This is a genomic window from Butyrivibrio sp. VCB2006 (assembly GCF_000420945.1).
Taxonomy (GTDB): Bacteria; Bacillota; Clostridia; order Lachnospirales; family Lachnospiraceae; genus Butyrivibrio.
Genome location: NZ_ATVX01000032.1, coordinates 1 through 16,562 on the forward strand (window position 1 = coordinate 1; position 16,562 = coordinate 16,562).

Sequence of the window (16,562 nt, forward strand, 5' to 3'; positions counted from 1 at the left end):
AAAAAAAACTTTTGTTGGATATAGTAAGTAACTGGATATAATTGGAGCGCATATATTATATTAGGCTTTGTAATCTCTTTATATAAAAAAATTTGTTGAAAATAGGTCTGAGTATTATATGTACTCGAAATATTATTAATGCATTTTATTAGTTGATTAATTAAGGAAAATTCTACCCATGATAAGCGATAATTAAGCATTTTATTAATGTCAAATGCTGGTAGCGTTATAAATATGGCATCTTTTATTTTTGTTTCTTTCTCAGAAGAATCAGGCATGGTTCTAATATCAAATAAAACATAAGTCTGTTTAATTAGAGGATGTTTGGTGTGTTCAGCTAATTCTTTTAGTTCATTTAATTTTTTTATATAATCTGAAGATTTAGCAGGAAGGGTTGAAAGTGATAATTTAAGTTCATTAAATTGGGATTCTTGTTTATTACCGTAAAATACTAGTTCCCTTTCGGAGTAACCAAGCCTATTTAATAAAGCGCCTGCTATAATTATGTCGGGATTTAAAATGCAATTTTCAATCTTTGAAAGCATTGATTTGCTACATAATCCTTGACATAATGTTTGTTGAGAGATTCCCTGGTCAACTCTGAGCTTTTTTATAAGACTTCCTATTGTAAGAACATCTTTTCCATAAATATCAAATATGCCATTTGAAAAATTATCATTGTAAGTATAAGTAATTTTGGCAAATGAGTGGTTTATTATACATTCTTTTGAAATAGCGTCTTTGACTTTAAAAAAAACAAGCATTTTACGTAGATAGGAAAAAAAATCATTCTGTGTGGCAGTAATGGAACAAAGAATATCATTTAATAATTGTTGATATTGCGACTTGTTACCAGTAAGGTAATAATAAATTGATTCAATGATTCTAAGTTCAATAACTAAGAAATTAAGATTCATTGAATGTTCTGCATATGTGATTCCTTTTATTATTTTCTCTACGGAAGAATAATCGCCAATACATAATAGGTATTTAATATATACTATATTGTATTTTGTAAGAAGTTCTTCTTTTTCTGAATCAGTCAACTTTGTATTTTCTATATAGGGTAATAATTGTTGACAGATTATTAAACAATGTTCTTCTTTTTTTAATTCCAAAGATAATTCTGCAAACAGTAGAAGTGCATTAATTTCAGATACAGTAAGTAACTTGTATTTAAAGTCAAGGTTAGATATATCTATGGAATAATATGGTAGTATTTCAAGATATTTATCATAGATGAGTCGTATATCTGATGTTGCGGTATAGTATTGAAATTGAGAATATAAAAAAAACCACTCTTGAAAGTATAAACGGTTATAATTGAAATTTTGGTCGTTTACAGCTAGTAATTCTATATATGCTTCCTGCATTTTCCAATGTAGGAGGTAGAATCTTGCTTGTTTTATATGTATAAAGCATTCCCAATCAGAATCATTTTCAAAAAATGGATAGATTTCTCTGGAAGAGCCAGCTTTTTGCATTAATAAATTAAATGTAAATGGACTTACTCCAAGAATCCCATTTTCTATATTACTCAGAGATGCAAGTGAACAAATTCCATCAGATAATTTTTCTTGTGATAATCCAGCATTTATACGTGCTTCTTTAATAATCTGTCCGGCGTTTCTAATACTCATTATAATTCCTGTAAAACAATATAATATGATTCGATTTTTAGCAAAGCTAGTATTGATATAGCTGATAACCACAAATGCTAAACACTAAGAATGATTGTATCACAAAATGGGGGCACTGGAAGGTGAATTTTAGGTAAATGGAAACAACAAAGTTTATGTTTTGTCGAGTGCTGTTACTGAATTCAAATTGCTATATTTTATTCATAAAGAAATTGAAAAAAGGCAGGTGAAGATAATAGAAAGTATAGAGAAAAAGATGGAAGAATTGGAAGTTGAAATAATATCTGGTTTAGGCTTAGATATATTGATTTGCATATTTGATAAAGCGTCTAGCTGTGCTGAAATTGCGAGCAAATTAGACATTCCAGTTTTCACAGTTTCAAATTATATAAATAAAATGGTTGACATAGGTATTGTAAAGAAAAGTGATTGTTCCAATGAGTCCATTAAATATTGTTATGAAGAAAAAAATATTTTAATAAGAAAAGATCTAAAAAATATTAATGATTCATTTGAAAAAAAACGAATTATAAGTAGATATTCTCATCAATATTCATTAATGGTAAAGGATGCAGTAAAAAATGCATTGTGGCAAGAAAATGAGCCGAACAGAGTTCAAGCTTTGTTTATTAAAGCTAATAGAAATAAAATGGATAGTTTTCTTAAAGAATATGATGAACTATTGAGAAAATATCAGACCATGTCAGAAGATGATGGCAATGTTTATAACGTGTATTTTGTAGTTACACCAAATAAAAATCATACAGGAGAAAAAGAATGAAGATTGTAAGGGGCATATTAGTTTTATTACTTTTAGTTTTTAGTATTGATACGGGGAAAATAGTTGTGGCTGCTGCAGATTATGAGTGTTCTGTAAATCAGGAGTTAGATATTGAAATTGATTTGCTAGAAGAATATGAGGAAACGATTGGATAAGGAGCCTAGCTATGAGTATTTTGAACAGATATGAAGGTTGCCATGGCCTTTATAAAAATAGAGTTATTAATGAAATCTATTCATCAGAAAACTTATCAAATAAAGCAAAGCGATTATTAAATGGAACAACCTGTTCTGCTTTGATAAAGGGTTAAAACCAGGAATGGAGGTGAAAAAATAATAATTTATTGGATAAATTAGGGCAGGTATTTCGTTTAGTGATAGAAGCATGGGAATTTGGACTATGAATTTCTATGTGTTTACAGATTTTTTTAGTAGTAAATAAGAAAAATATAAAATGAAGGAGATGCAGAAATATGAGTACATTTGAATTATCACCAGAGGAATTTGCTGAGATGGAGCAGAATGATGATGTACAGTTATCTTGCGAGTGCATTGATCACACTCATAGAAGATATTGATAATTATTAAAATGTCGGGGCTGAAATTATTTCAGCCCTTTCTGCAAACGAAAATGCTAAAATTAGAAGATGGATGTATTTTTTCAATAAGCGATGATAATCTAGAATTCAATCATATGTGGTTAGATGATAAGTATGTCACAAAACTTGATGATAACATGAATATTGTTTTGGATTCTTTCAATAATAAATGTTATCTATTAAATAATGACGAGTTAGTTGGTGACTATTTTCCGCAGGAAAGAAGTGATGATAGCCATGTGGATTGTAATTCAGTGAGTTTTATATTGGCAATAACTTATAAATGTAATTTTAGATGTACATATTGTTATCAGCAGCATGATGTGTCTTTGGACAGAAGGCTTATATCAGAAGAAAACCTGGAAAAGATTCTGGCTATTATAAGTGATTATATGGAGCTTAATCCGGATAAAAATGTAGATATTGGGTTATTTGGAGGAGAGCCATTACTGCCAGAAAATGAAAAAGCTTTTGATAGAGTGCTACTATTTTGCAAAGAAAAAAGAATTCCGCTTCATATTACTACGAATGGTTTTTATTTGAGGCGCTTTCTTAAAAAGCTTATTATCAACCGCAAATTTATAAGCTCTATAAACCCTACAATTGATAGTACCGAGTTAAATTATTTGACAAGGTGTAGTCTAGATAAATCTCAAAATTGTTCTGAATCTACTAAGGAATTAATTGATTGTATAAAAATACTAATTTCTTATGGAGTTAAAGTTAATCTTGCAACCAATATAGATAGGCTAAATTATGACAAAATATGGGATATGAAAAATGATTTGGAATCGTTAGATTTATTGACCAATCCTAATTTTGTATGGTCGCTTGGAAGAGTTGATGACCGACTTTTCGAGACGGGATATCCGCATATTTTAAAGGAAAGCGAGCTTATTGGGGAAATAATGAAGCATAAACTACCGGATAATATGCATATTGCGTTTTTAAAAACTACAAATAATCTTGTCCGTAAATTAGGTATTATAACAAATCAATTAGAGAAAAAGGGAAAAAATAATTATTGTTGGAATTCTTCTAAAGAAGATATGGCATTTTATGTTGATAATAATCTTAAGACATATAGATGTACATACACGGTCGGAAGACCTAAGTACAATATATTTGATTTTTCTTTAGATAATTTACTGAAGTATGAGGTCCAGGATAAGACATCAGACTCATATAAAGAGTGTATGGGATGTAAAATAGGAGGTTTTTGTGGTGGAGGTTGTCAGCTTTCTCATAAAGTGAATTTTGAGAAATGCTGTGAATACGAGAAAGAAAATTTTGAATATTTTATTGACAATATTTTTATTCCAGAGGTGAGGAGGAAATATGCGCAGTTTTGCTAAGATTGACAAGCTAGAGGTGGTTTCTTTTTTGAATGGATTAGTTTTTTTTGCCCCAGTTGCGTTACTTGTGAGAACTAGAGCAGGAATTACTCTTAATCAGTTTTTCATATTACAAGCAATTCTTTCTGTTGTGATTTTTTTCGGCGAAATACCAACCGGAAAGATTACTGACACTGTTGGATATAAGAATACAATTGTTTTGTCTCAGTTTATGCTGCTAATTGCTAGAAGTACGATGTTGGCTGCATTTATTTCTAAAAATTATGTGCTGTTTATAGCTGAAGCAGTAATTGAAGGAATTGCGAATTGCTTTACTTCAGGTACTATAAGTGCATATTTATATCAGAAATATGATGATGGGGAATACGTTGTTAAGAGTGCACGAGTCGGAAAATTTGGCACAGCAGGTTTTATTGTTAGCACAGTTATGTATGCGGGTATATATCATTTCTTTGAAATCAAAGGATTACTTATACTTACTGTTGTGATGAATATTATCGCAGCTTTTATGAGCTTTGGAATAGAAGATGAAAAGAATAAAGTAAAAAATATTACTAATAATCTGGTTGCTGGGAAGAAAAAGCTATTCATTCTTGAGTTAAATATTGAGAACATAATAATTATGGTAACTTTGGCTTGCGTTAGTATTTCATTTATACTGATCAACTTCTTTTACGTCGATAAGTTAGAAAACCTTGGTATATCAGAAGAATGGATGACTGTCATTATATTAGGGTATTCACTATTTGAGATGACAGCTGAGAAATTTCTAGATTATATAGGGGAAAAGAATTATTTTAAAACGTTTATAATAGGTTTTGGTGTAGCAGGCATTTGCATGGTAGCTTTTGGAAAATTAAATGTAAGATGGATAATTATCCCAATAATGTTACTGCTTCCGCTTGTAATATCCATTCCAGCTTATATATTTGATGAGATTGAGAATAAAGTTATTGATAAAAATCATCTTGAAGGTAAGAGAGCCGAGGTTTTGTCAGCTTATAATATGGGAGTGAATTTTGTGGAAATAGTTTTTTTGTTTGCTTCAGCATATATTTCGGAATTAGGAACGACAATTTGTTTTGCGGTGATTGGGAGCATGATGCTTGTTTTAGCTGTTTGGCACTTTATTAGCAATAAATATGTGGGCAGTGCAGCTACTTAATTTATAGCATTAGCATGACAGATATTTAATAAAGATGATATTTTGAAGTACGTAAAAGATAACTTTTACGTACTTTATTTTTGCGTAGTTACTGGGGATGATGATAGAATAGTGGTATATACGAACTAATTAAAGGATAAATACGAACTATTCTATGACTTAGTCATCATTTTTTTCGAACAGATCATCCATCAGGATAACCTTTCCGACGTAGTTGCTGTAACTGTTCTTTTTGAGGCCGTAGGTTGTTATCAGGATTACCTGGATCGTCTTTTTGGTTTTTGTCGAATTACGAAATACAGCAACTTTATTCTTAAGTGAAGCATCATAGTCCTTAGTGATCTCATATTCATGCGTTGAAAACTTGTCTTCACACAGACTTATGACATGATCACGGCGGTCAATCAGCATATCTATCTGTGCTCCGTCTTCCGTGTCGCTGCCTTTTTTGTACCAGGATGATACTGTGGACATGATCCCGGATATCCCAAGCTTTTTCTTTATCTGTGGAATATGATCCTTGCATACCTGTTCATAAGTAAGACCCTGCCATACCTGCCTTGCAGGATTGTCGTTTGTGTTACTCCACATATGCTCGTCTTTACCATAGTTGTCTTTTATAAAGCGAAAATAAAATAGTGTGTAATAATCAGATAGCTGGAATGTCTTTTCATAGTTTTTATACCCAAATGTATCATTAACTCTGACAAAACCGGAATCAATGAGGTTTGTCAGCATTTTTGTCAGGGTCCCGTTTTCAGGAATCTTTGTTGCTGCTGAGATTTCAGCTCGACTTAGCCCTTTCTTTTTTTTGCTCAGCGCCTCGACTATTTTTATATATTTGTCACTGTTACTGAACAGCGTCCTGTACAGCTGGTCGAACTCATCCCACAGTTCTGATCTGTTTCTGAAAAACATCAAGTCAATATTTTCATTCAGGGTAAGTTCTCTGTCCAGTAACTTCAGGTAATATGGTATGCCACCCATTATCATGTAGCATACAGTGATATCATATCGGGACCAGTAGATGTCCCTTGAGATAAGGTACTGCTCCGTATCATAAAGATTCCAGGGCTCAATGTACAGTCTGCAGGTGCGTCTGTTAAAGAGGCCTCCCTTGTTTCTGTCTATTTTATCTATAAGCCAGGATGTGGCTGAACCGCATACTATAAAGACAAGGTTTTTTCTGGTACTGCCCCATGAATTCCAGAACCACTCAAATGCAGAAAGAAAGCCGGATCCCTGATTGTCCATCCAGGGCATTTCGTCAAAAAAGACTACCTGCTTTTCTCCAGGATCTTTCTGCTCAAGGTAATCCCTTAACAGAAAAAAGGCTTCAGTCCAGTCTTTAGGAGTATCATGTTCTTCTTTTGTATAACGGTTAAACTCCAGTATATAATTCTGGAGCTGCTCCGATTTTTTATGGTTATATGAACCGGTAAATTTAAAGTCAAATTTATAGTCAAAAAATTCATTTACCAGATATGTTTTTCCAACTCTTCTTCTGCCATATACAATAACGAGCTGGGCTTCCTGTTCTTCCAATACTCGCTTAAGGCGGTGGATCTCTTTTTCACGTCCTATTATGTTATTCATTATACGGTGTTCCTCTCTGTGAGATTCTGTCTACAAATCATATTTTAAACATGTTTTAGACAAAATACAATGCGATTTTGTCTAAAAATTACTATTTTGTTTAGATATAGATGAAAATGATATCAAAAAAACGGAGATAGAATTATCTTTCAGAATCATCTTTAATCCAAAGTAAAGCTGACAGAAAGTTGATTTTGGTGTATCATTATATTAGTGATACATGCTCACAAAGTGACTTTCCGTGATATTTTGACATTGTACAAAGTGCCCTTTCGTGAGAATACCATTATTAATACAGTATCATTATATTATTGAGATGATTAAAGGAATCAGAAATGAAGAAGAAAGCCTGGATAACGAAAGCTGAGGAAAAACGGATAATCGAAACATATGAATCTGTAAAGGGAGAGATAATCCCCTATGGAAATGAGGACCACGTATATGAGATAGCAACAGTACGTGCTTCAGGGAAAGGAGCGCTTGCACTCATAACCATATTTCCAGAATCTGATCCGGAGAAGAAGCATGATTACCCAAGGATCTTTGTTAGGCATTCAGATGCAAAGGGAAGGCGCACCTTCATTGATGTATGGGACAGGGACTATAATGGCGAGATCTTTTTTAGTTACCGGAATCCTTCAGATGTACCGGTGTCAGACCGAGATGTCATAGAGGAACTTAGAAGAAAAGTCAGCAGTCTTGAAGGAAGAATAAGCATCCTTAATAAGAAGTATCAGAATATAAATGATACAATTTCCATGACCAAACCTGCAGGAAGAAAGCCGCATCCTGAAAAGCTTGATGAGCAGGCTAAAAAGGTGCAGGAGCTTATTGACCAGGGACTGTCTGAGAAGGATATAACAGAAAAACTTGGCATTGGAAGGGCTACTTTTTACAGGATGAAAAAGAGAACTGCCAGGAAAGGACCAAAGGAAAATGGCTAACAAGACCACTGTTGCGCTTACGAAAGAACAGTATCAGGAAATAATTGAGACCATGAAGACGGGCGGATCTTTCTTCAGGGCAAATGAGAAGATAGCTACTGCCCTGGTCCTGGAGGCAAACTTAGGACTACGGATAGAAGATATCCTGAGGCTTAAGATGTCTGACATAATCATGGATGGTGGAAGGTACAGGCTCAACATCACGGAGAAAAAGACGTTAAAGAAAAGGACCTTTACGGTCCCTGTTGCCATATACAATTACATGAGGGTGTATGCTGCAGACAATAATATAGAAGAAACAGGGCAGCTCTTTCCCATAGGAGAAAGGGCTGTCCAGAAGTATCTTGCGAAGGTATGCGACTATCTTGGATATAAGAATATAGGAACACACTCCTTCAGGAAGTTCTTTGCAACTGAGATCTACTTAAACAACAGTTATAATATCGTCCTGGTCCAGCAGCTTCTGCAGCACAGTTCTGTTGCTGTGACACAGAAGTATATCGGAATCACTTCCGAGATGCAGGAAAAAGCGTTGGAAGAACATATAGCATTAGTTTGATAATAGTATTATAACGTTATAATACTATTATAATAAAACTATTATAATGGTATTATATTCAATAAGATGGATATTAAAATTTTTCACCAGAGTCATTTAATACGAAATTGGCTTCAAATTTACAGTCTAATACTTTAGCTATCTCTACCAGTTCTTTTTCGCTGAAATTGTCACGTTTGAATTTATTGTAAAGATTACTTGTGCTCCAACCAAGCTGATCTGCAAGCCATGCTTTGCTTTTGTCTTTTTTTGCTAATACAAGACGGATTTTTTCTGACATCATATGCTCATTCTCCTTTTATAAAGGTATAATAAATGATTATTAGTGGTAAAATAATAGTTTTATAATGGTATAAAACTATTATTATTTCTTTTTGTTTTCTTTTTCTTCTAATCTTGCTTTGTAGTTTGCTGTAGCTTCTTTATTAAGCTCATCATCATATAATGAGATGGAGTTTTGCTGGCAATAAAACTCAACAGCATGTCTAAGAAATTCTGATATAGAAACCTTGTTTGTTCTCTCACTTATGATCAGATATTTTTCAAATAAAATTGGATCCATGCTGATGGTCCTATTCTCAGCTTTTGGAGTAGTCTTTTTGGGACGTCCCCCAGGATGCTTTGCTATTGCTTTTTGTTTTTCTTTTTTTACAGGAGCTTCTTCTAGTTTTGGTACTGCTGCTTCTGATAATGCGCCTGTATTCGTAGCAATAGTTACTGGTTTTCTTTTTGAGGCCATATAACTCCTTCCATAGGAGTAAAATAATAGTTTTATAATGGTATAAAACTATTATTTTAACTCTATTTCTTTAAGTAATTCTCTATAATCAGCAACAACATCTTTTGTATCGGGATAGTCAATTACTGATTGTTGTTGGCTTTGAGCTTCTCTAAGTTTTACACGTTCTCTTACTTTCGTGTTAAACACTTTTGTTTCCATTCTCTTTGCCATATCATCAAGACCATCAACAACTGCTTTATCAAGATTAGCTCTGCCACCATATTTCACAAGAAGGATTCCTTCAAGTGAAAGATCAGGATTAAGTTTTTTCTTAATCTGACTTATACGTCCAAAAAGCTGATTAAGACCCATCATTGCAAAATAGTCTGCAAGGCATGGAATAATTACTTTGGTACATGCTGTTAAAGCCATGCTTGCAAGGACATTCAATGATGGGGGTGTATCGATGATTATAATGTCATAGGCACTTGCTGCAGGAGCTAGTGCATCTTTCAGAAGAGTTTCTTTTGAAATGACGTTATTAAATATTGTATCGGCATCGGTAAGGTTTAAGGAACCAGGAATGATATCGTAATACTCCGATTCTGCTATACAATCCTGTATGGGATATTCTTCTTTGAGTAGCCCTAAGAGATTCTTTTCCTGATATTCAAGTAAGTTTATTCCGGCAGCTGCTGTCAGATTACACTGGGGATCCATGTCTACACAAAGGACGTTCTTGTCAAATTCTTTCCCAAGGATTTCTGCAAGAACCTGACAGGTGGTTGTCTTTCCGCATCCGCCTTTTTGGATATTTACAGAAATAATTTCCAATTTTTTTCCTCCCAACAAAATAATAGATATTTAGATTAATAACAGTAAAAAACTATTAAAATAAAAGTATTATAATAGTTTTTTACATTTTTATTACAACTATGATATCACTTTTTTAGATAAAAGCAAAGTTAATTTGATATAGATTATAACTTTTGAGTGATAATTTGTGTTGATTTTTGGGAAAGGGTTGTGTAGAATAAATACATGGGGAAATAAAAAAAGCACCTTTGGCGAGGTACTTTTTTAATAGTTATAAGAAGTTGTTTGGAAATTGGCGTTTCCGAATAGCTCAGGTACCACCAGTACCGAACAGGCACAACCACCAAAAGGTGAAAAGCCTTATAAACAATACAATTTATGCATTAATTATAGGAAATATGAGTGGATTTTGCAACCACCATATAGTCTAAAGTTTTCCTATGATAAGCACAAAATATTGTTTATTCGGTCTATGGTGTCCCATAGGCTTTTTTATTTCCTAGACATGAAAAAAGGTTTTGCTGGGAATAGGATCTAGCCAATCGCATTATTTCCAACACCAATAATTAAACACAGGTCTGGCCGCCTGCCAGAGGAAGATATGGTCACGTTGAGAGGAAAATCGTGTGAAAACAACCTTTTCGTATGAGGAACGGGCACTGATCAGCCCCATACAGTCTACGGAGGAATCACGGTAAGAGCGTGCCGGGGATCATGGGATGAACGGCATGGCTTGACCGCCTGTTTCTGTCCAGTCACAGACCTGGACAACCGATGCGTCGGCGAATACAAAACTGAAAGATGGAGTTTTACCGTGCTTCGTGCGATATGGGACAGATGCCTTGAGAAAGCAGATGTCTCTGACTTATGATCAGAACATATTGCTAGGGGGGCTTGCAAAAGATGATCTCTTACGATGTTTGAACCGGAGACCTTGATCGTTGGCAGTGTGCCAGAAGCGGGACCTGTAGTAATACAGGTAAGTGATACATACGGATACCTCAGGCGATATACGCCAAAAGAAATCTTGTCACTTCCCTTCGCAGACCTTAATTTTAGCATAGAATCCGTGGATTTTATGCTTTTTTAGATTCTTTCTAAAACATAAGGTCTGCGGGGGGAAGCTCACAGCCGTTTCCTTGGTTCAACCGCCAGAAGAAAAGCAAGGACAGGCTGCGAGCGATTGTTGGTCTCTCCTGGTCTTTTGGTTGTCTTTATAAATATGTATATGGTCGTACTAGCAGAGCTGATGGATACTGGTCTGGAAGGATGCTCCGATCAAAACAGCATCCTATTGTCATTTTGGTCGGAATAATATAAAGAGAAGATGGGTTGTTGATTTACTACCTAATAAATGACAGATTTTAGGTAGTAAATTTCTTAAGAGGTAGTTATGAGGAAGTTTGATTATTCTTTTTTAAAAAAAGAGATTCCTGGGACCATCATTGGAACAGTAGGGATCATATCAGATCTAAATACAAGGAACCAGGTAAGAAAGCTCCAATATGAGAAGACTTTTGAAAAACTCAGGGAAAAGGCTGTGATAGAATCCGTTAAGGCCAGCAATGAGATCGAGGGTATTGTCACTACTGAAGAAAGAATCAAGGATCTGGTAGCAGGAGCTGCGCCCCTCACACATGATGAAAAAGAGATCTCCGGATATAAAGATGCCTTGAGTCTCATCCATACAGAACATGAAAATCTTGATGTATCAAAAGAAGTGATCCTGATGTTTCACAGGATGATCGAAGAATCAGTTAATCCTCTGGAGGCTGAAACAAGGGACAACCTTATAATGGAATACTTAAGCGATGAGAGCAGACGGGTAAGATTTACTCCGGTAAAACATAAAGATACAGAGGAGGCAATGGAGCAGCTTATCCTTGCTTTCTATGATGCAAGACAGGATGAGGAGATACCTGTTCTTTTTCTCATACCATGTTTTATAGTGGATTATGCATCCATCCATTCATTGACGGGAACGGAAGAGTATCAAGACTTCTTACGGTACTGATGCTCTATATCTTTGGATATGATATAGGAAGATATATCTCTGTTGAGAACCAGATAAATATAAGGAAAGCTATTATGCAGCACTTGAACAGTCTTCATTAGGATGGCATGAAAACAAAAATGATTACATGCCTTTCATAATAAATTTCCTTCAGATCCTGTACCGGTGTTTTAAGGATCTTGATGATTCGTTCATGGAGATATCACTAAAAAAGCAAAAAAATCTGAGAGGGTTGAGGCGGTCCTTATGGGAGCTGTAGTCCCGATATCGAAAGCTGACATCGCAGAAAAGCTTCCTGATGTAAGTGTAAAAACCATAGAACTGGTCCTTGGAAAAATGCTAAAGGATGAAAAGATTGAAAAGATCGGAACTTTCAAAGATGCTAGGTATATGAAGAAAAGGTAGAGAAGTATTCATGGGTGAAAGACCTCCAGGAAAATTCAGAATTTTTGAAAAGTACTAAAGATTAGCCAATTGAATTCTAGTACATATTTTATTTGAAATTCAGAGAAGGGTGAGTGAGGTGTAACAATATTGAAAATGTAAACGAAATAATATACAATAATTAACGCAAAATAATTTTTTTTTATAAGAAGGAGGAATTTTTGATGAAAAAGACAAAGAGAATACAATACTGTCAATAGCGTTAATTATGGCTATGTTATTGTTGGCATTTGTACCTAAGATAACGGCTTTAGCTGCTCCTGCGAGTCCAATTAGTAGTGTTAGGATTGGCAATGGCTATATGGAAGATAACTGCTTAAAAGTTAGAGTTATAGTTGTTGGCAGTGGAACAGCAATGGGATATTTGAATGATGTAAGAGTTAGAATGGAGTCCTCGACTATTTCAGGAAATACTTATACATTTGTATTTAATTGTGGATATAAAGCGCCAGGGACATATACATTCAGATATGTAGGAAGATCAACTGTTAGGCCATGGAATACAGTTATAGAAGAAAAAGCAGTTCGGGCATATTAAAATTGAAAGCAGACCAAATCATTTTGATTTGGTCTGCTTTGTTAATAGATTAAATAAAGATTTATATCTTAAATATTGTTCATAGTATCTGTTTTTTAATCCTTCATTCATATCTTCTTTTATTGACTGAATGATATTTACTTTGTTAAAACTAGAAGAATCATCTGAGAGTTGATAATTGGCTTGATCATATGCAGTTAATATATCATTTAGCCATGGTATCTTCCCTTGTTTTTTTAAATAGATTCCATATGCGAATGTTTCATACTCATCTATATTCGAAAAACTAATATTGTTTAAATGAATTTCTCGAATAATAGGATCTGAGCCATCCCACGGATAGAGTTTTGCTATGTAGACAGGATCCTCTTCAGAATAGTTTGAAGGTTTATAAAATTTGCATGGTAAATTTTGGGGGTTATTTATTTCGCCGCACATAGAACAATTTAAATCTTCTTCAGTTGTATAAGGAGTTTTATTGTTATTAACAATAGTTGATGTTTTATCAGATTGTTGTATGTCAGCTATATTAAAAGCAGACGAAAAATTGTTTTGAATCTTTTGTTCAACATACATTTTTGAAGGTGCGTTTTTGTAATAAGAAGCATCTAAAGTTATGCTCATAATAATATATTTTTCCTTCCTAATTAAAAATTTCTTATCTAAAAAAATGTCTTTTCAAAGAATCTACTCAATCCATTGAAAAGACATATAATTCATTATCATCATTTATATCGGCAATATTGTATGTGAGTTAAGAGTAAAAGAATAAAATATTTATATAAAGGAACATTCTATTATTTAAAAATAATGATATGTGCCTTTATATTTTTTTCGCCAGTTCCTGGCGTAGCCGCATCGCAAAATCACAGTCACGACAAAATGAAAAATTTCAAAATGCGATGCTGTTCATGCTGCTCGTACATGAAAAAATCATCAAGTCTGCAGCCGGGACTTTCTGACATTTTCACGTATTCGCAGCATGAAATCTCCCACTTTGCCTGACCGGAAAGTAGTGGTAATATATACATGTGGGAGATTTTGCAAGCTTCCTAAAGTGTTACCACTTTAGCGCTTGCCAGGGAAGCTCTGCTCCCCTTGGATCCTCACATTTATGCCTGCCACAGTTATAACTTTTTGTAAATTTGTGTGGCTGGCATGATCAGAAATTTATTCACTCCGCTCATAAATTTTGATCGCAGCTGCTTTCATTTTTTCAGAAACGCAGCTGCAGAAAGGCTCCACCATGAATAAGAAAAGACCACATCAGGTAACGTTCCGCCTTTCGGATGAAGAGCTGGAAATCTTAAAAGAGAAGATCTCTTCATCTGGAAAAAAGCAGCAGGAGTATCTTCGGAGAGCTGCCCTTGAAATGCAGATAACTAACATGGATCCGCTTAAGGAACTGATCCCGGAAATGAAAAAACAGGGGACCAACCTTAACCAGGTAGCAAAGAAGCTTAATGAAAACGGATATGTTGATTATGGAAATGTTTTGTCAGGGACCTTGAAGGAGGTAAAGGAAACATGGCAGTCATTAAAGCAGTATCTAGCCACGCACCGATAGGAACAGCGATCGATTATGTTGAAAAAAGAGAAAAGACAGAAGAAAGACTTTTATACGGAATAGGTGTCACACCTGAAACTGCCAAAGAAGAAATGCAGGCGACAAAAGAAATATATGGAAAGACAGATGGAAGGACCTACAAACATTTCGTTCAGTCTTTTGCTCCTGGTGAAAACATAACTCCTGAGAAAGCCCATGAGATAGCAAAAGAATTTGCAGAGAGCTGTCCTCTCTTTAAAGGGTATGAGGTCCTTATAGCAACACATAAGGATAAGAAACATGTACATACCCATTTCATAATCAATTCAGTAAGTTTTGAAGACGGGAAAAAGTTCCAGATGTCATCAAAGGACCTGCAGAAGATGAAGGACAGAAGTGACGAGATCTGTCACGAACATGGGCTATCCATCTGTGAAAAGAATAAAACATTTGATGGCCATGAGCGTACCGGCATAACAGCATGGACAAAAGAAAAATATCATTTTATGAAGGATATGCTGGAAGGAAAGTCCGTAAAGTCCTATGTCTACAACACAATGGAAGTAGTAAAGGATTCCATGAACAGGGCAGTGTCACAGAAAGAGTTTATAACAATTCTTTCTGGAAAAGGATACTCTGTTGACTGGCAGGACAAACATAAGCACCTGACATTCATGGACAAAGATGGAAACAAGGTCAGGGACACCAACCTTAACAAGACTTTCAACCTTGGAATAGGAAAGGAAGAGCTGCTATCAAGGTTTGAAAGAAATGCTGCATCAATGGAAAGGGATAAGTATTCTCATGACAAGTGCCAGGGCATTGCAGCAAGGATCAGGATCACTGAATATATGGATGTCAAGGCAGACATGGATAAGGAGATAAAAGTAAGAGATAAACTGATAAAAAAGATGCATCCTTTTCTTAAGGAAGGAGAGAATGCAATCAACAGCGCAAAGAAAGCCCTTAAAAAATATGAGAAAGAGCTGAAGGAATGTCCCAAGATCCTTTTTATAAAATATCATGACCTGGAGGAGAAGATAGCTCACAAAGAAGCGTATATAGAGGGAAACAAAAAAAGCATTACCGGGTATCTTAAAAAGAACGGCTTTGAAACATTAGAAAAATATAATGAATATGTAGCAGAGACTTCAAAGATGGCCAAAGCTTCCAATGACCTTGATAAAAAGATCAGATCAGAGCAGACATCCTTTGATGTAGTATACGCAAGGCTTGATGCTGAGAAGGATATATCACAGATAGTTCTTGATCCAAGGGATGTAGCAGATCTTAAGGAGAATCTTAAGTTTGAATTTGGTAAAGACTTTAGTGATGCGGACATAGAGAAAGCTGATAAGCAGTTCTGTGATTATGATAATGCTGATCCGAGTACACGCAGGAAGATGAGAAAATATGAAAGGGACATCGAAAAGCGTGATGAGCGTGAAAGAGAAAATGGTGAAATCATCGAGCATAGCTATTATCATGAACATGATGAGTATGAAAGATAATATATTCATGCTAGAAATGTAAAAAACTTTCATTCCCATGGAAAAGAAAAGGTATGGGAATGAAAGTAATAAGATTAGGTTATAATTGTATCAAAATCAGTTTTTAGGGCTTCTATTAGCAGTTGAGCATTTTTATAAAAACCCAATGATCTAAAAATGGATATTGATTTAGTAGCAAATACAATCATTTCATCATACTTATTTAAGCATCCAAGTGCTTGAGCATAATAGAAGTATATTTGCGCTAATATAATGGGAGAATATGTACATAACGAATAATCCACCGTTGTTAATGAAAATAACATATTGTTAAAAAGCTTGTTTTTAAAAAAAA

General features: G+C 34.5%; 20 protein-coding genes. 13 read left to right on the forward strand and 7 right to left on the reverse strand.

The annotated features are described in order from the left end of the window. Positions 1–1,640: helix-turn-helix domain-containing protein (locus G613_RS0117285; RefSeq protein WP_029675065.1), on the reverse strand; the 1,640-nt coding region annotated here is incomplete at its 3' end. 256 nt (positions 1,641–1,896) lie between these two features. Between G613_RS0117285 and G613_RS0117290 the strand changes: the two genes are divergently transcribed. From G613_RS0117290 to G613_RS0117310, 5 genes are all read left to right on the forward strand, one after another. Then, positions 1,897–2,421 carry a helix-turn-helix transcriptional regulator gene (locus tag G613_RS0117290; RefSeq protein WP_092331805.1) on the forward strand — a complete coding sequence of 175 codons (525 nt, stop codon included), beginning with the start codon at positions 1,897–1,899 and terminating at the stop codon, positions 2,419–2,421. Continuing rightward, entirely contained in the window at positions 2,418–2,576 is a 159-nt protein-coding gene (locus tag G613_RS19605) for a hypothetical protein (protein WP_155828120.1), read from the forward strand. The genes G613_RS0117290 and G613_RS19605 overlap by 4 nt, the downstream gene beginning before the upstream one ends. An 11-nt stretch (positions 2,577–2,587) precedes the next feature. Beyond that, on the forward strand, positions 2,588–2,731 hold the full coding sequence (locus G613_RS19610) for a hypothetical protein (protein WP_155828121.1): 144 nt from the start codon (positions 2,588–2,590) through the stop codon (positions 2,729–2,731). A gap of 383 nt (positions 2,732–3,114) precedes the next feature. Then, a complete protein-coding gene (locus G613_RS0117305; protein WP_196805081.1) occupies positions 3,115–4,374 on the forward strand; it encodes a radical SAM protein in 1,260 nt (419 codons plus the stop codon). Beyond that, on the forward strand, positions 4,358–5,539 hold the full coding sequence (locus tag G613_RS0117310) for an MFS transporter (protein WP_029233772.1): 1,182 nt from the start codon (positions 4,358–4,360) through the stop codon (positions 5,537–5,539). Before G613_RS0117305 ends, G613_RS0117310 begins: the two co-directional genes overlap by 17 nt. Positions 5,540–5,698: 159 nt before the next feature. On the opposite strand, the gene G613_RS0117315 is transcribed toward G613_RS0117310, so the two are convergent. Further along, positions 5,699–7,135: an AAA family ATPase gene (locus tag G613_RS0117315; RefSeq protein WP_029233773.1), complete on the reverse strand. Its 1,437-nt coding sequence runs from the start codon at positions 7,133–7,135 to the stop codon at positions 5,699–5,701. Between the two features lie 335 nt (positions 7,136–7,470). On the opposite strand from G613_RS0117315, the gene G613_RS0117320 reads away from it, so the two are divergent. Both G613_RS0117320 and G613_RS0117325 read left to right on the forward strand, forming a co-directional pair. Beyond that, positions 7,471–8,079 carry a helix-turn-helix domain-containing protein gene (locus G613_RS0117320; protein WP_029233774.1) on the forward strand — a complete coding sequence of 203 codons (609 nt, stop codon included), beginning with the start codon at positions 7,471–7,473 and terminating at the stop codon, positions 8,077–8,079. Then, complete coding sequence (locus G613_RS0117325; RefSeq protein ID WP_029233775.1) at positions 8,072–8,638, forward strand: tyrosine-type recombinase/integrase; 567 nt, start codon at positions 8,072–8,074, stop codon at positions 8,636–8,638. The genes G613_RS0117320 and G613_RS0117325 overlap by 8 nt, the downstream gene beginning before the upstream one ends. A 73-nt stretch (positions 8,639–8,711) precedes the next feature. On the opposite strand, the gene G613_RS0117330 is transcribed toward G613_RS0117325, so the two are convergent. From G613_RS0117330 to G613_RS0117340, 3 genes are all read right to left on the reverse strand, one after another. Next, positions 8,712–8,921, reverse strand: coding sequence for a helix-turn-helix domain-containing protein (locus G613_RS0117330; protein WP_029233776.1), 210 nt, complete (start codon positions 8,919–8,921; stop codon positions 8,712–8,714). A gap of 81 nt (positions 8,922–9,002) precedes the next feature. Further along, the gene (locus G613_RS0117335) at positions 9,003–9,377 is read right to left on the reverse strand and encodes a hypothetical protein (protein ID WP_029233777.1); all 375 of its coding nucleotides are present in this window, start codon (positions 9,375–9,377) and stop codon (positions 9,003–9,005) included. 51 nt (positions 9,378–9,428) lie between these two features. Beyond that, the gene (locus G613_RS0117340) at positions 9,429–10,193 is read right to left on the reverse strand and encodes a ParA family protein (protein ID WP_029233778.1); all 765 of its coding nucleotides are present in this window, start codon (positions 10,191–10,193) and stop codon (positions 9,429–9,431) included. A 1,375-nt stretch (positions 10,194–11,568) separates the two neighbouring features. Here G613_RS0117340 and G613_RS18935 point away from each other — a divergent pair. The 4 genes from G613_RS18935 (at position 11,569) to G613_RS0117355 (ending at position 13,171) form a co-directional block, all read left to right on the forward strand. Beyond that, a complete protein-coding gene (locus G613_RS18935; protein ID WP_051151102.1) occupies positions 11,569–12,189 on the forward strand; it encodes a Fic family protein in 621 nt (206 codons plus the stop codon). Beyond that, the gene (locus tag G613_RS20235; protein WP_081647940.1) at positions 12,114–12,290 is read left to right on the forward strand and encodes a Fic family protein; all 177 of its coding nucleotides are present in this window, start codon (positions 12,114–12,116) and stop codon (positions 12,288–12,290) included. Before G613_RS18935 ends, G613_RS20235 begins: the two co-directional genes overlap by 76 nt. A gap of 145 nt (positions 12,291–12,435) precedes the next feature. Next, complete coding sequence (locus G613_RS19615; protein ID WP_155828122.1) at positions 12,436–12,594, forward strand: hypothetical protein; 159 nt, start codon at positions 12,436–12,438, stop codon at positions 12,592–12,594. 247 nt (positions 12,595–12,841) lie between these two features. Beyond that, the gene (locus tag G613_RS0117355; RefSeq protein WP_029233779.1) at positions 12,842–13,171 is read left to right on the forward strand and encodes a hypothetical protein; all 330 of its coding nucleotides are present in this window, start codon (positions 12,842–12,844) and stop codon (positions 13,169–13,171) included. Positions 13,172–13,189: 18 nt separating this feature from the next. Here G613_RS0117355 and G613_RS0117360 read toward each other — a convergent pair whose 3' ends face one another. Continuing rightward, positions 13,190–13,795: a hypothetical protein gene (locus G613_RS0117360; RefSeq protein ID WP_029233780.1), complete on the reverse strand. Its 606-nt coding sequence runs from the start codon at positions 13,793–13,795 to the stop codon at positions 13,190–13,192. 622 nt (positions 13,796–14,417) lie between these two features. On the opposite strand from G613_RS0117360, the gene G613_RS0117365 reads away from it, so the two are divergent. Then, positions 14,418–14,738, forward strand: a complete 321-nt coding sequence (locus G613_RS0117365) for a plasmid mobilization protein (RefSeq protein ID WP_029233781.1) — start codon at positions 14,418–14,420, stop codon at positions 14,736–14,738. Beyond that, positions 14,699–16,228 carry a relaxase/mobilization nuclease domain-containing protein gene (locus G613_RS18940; protein ID WP_029233782.1) on the forward strand — a complete coding sequence of 510 codons (1,530 nt, stop codon included), beginning with the start codon at positions 14,699–14,701 and terminating at the stop codon, positions 16,226–16,228. Before G613_RS0117365 ends, G613_RS18940 begins: the two co-directional genes overlap by 40 nt. A 74-nt stretch (positions 16,229–16,302) precedes the next feature. On the opposite strand, the gene G613_RS19765 is transcribed toward G613_RS18940, so the two are convergent. Beyond that, on the reverse strand, positions 16,303–16,562 hold a 260-nt coding region (locus G613_RS19765), incomplete at its 5' end, for a hypothetical protein (protein ID WP_029675068.1).